Annotated in this window: 1 protein-coding gene; it reads left to right on the forward strand. The window is 68.3% G+C overall.

What is annotated here, in order from left to right; all coding sequences use genetic code 11:
- Positions 1-64: 64 nt before the first annotated feature.
- Positions 65-230, forward strand: a 166-nt coding sequence (locus SB775_RS34365) for a VOC family protein (RefSeq protein WP_410865762.1), incomplete at its 3' end; no start/stop codon positions are given.

Consider the following 230-nt stretch of genomic DNA (forward strand, 5'->3'; position numbering starts at 1 on the left):
CGTCGCGCAGAGCCGCCGCGCATGGCTACCATGGGCGCCATCGGCGACGACGCCCGGAGGTCCCATGCAGAAGGTCAGCACGTTCCTGTGGTTCGAGCACGGCGTAGAGGAGGCCGCAGAGCTGTACACCTCGCTCCTGCCCGACTCCCGCATCCTGCACGTCCAACAGTTCGGCGCGGGGATGCCCGATGGTCTCGTCGTCGTCCGTTTCACGCTCGGCGGCGTGGAGT

The organism is Peribacillus sp. SIMBA_075 (genome assembly GCF_046534585.1).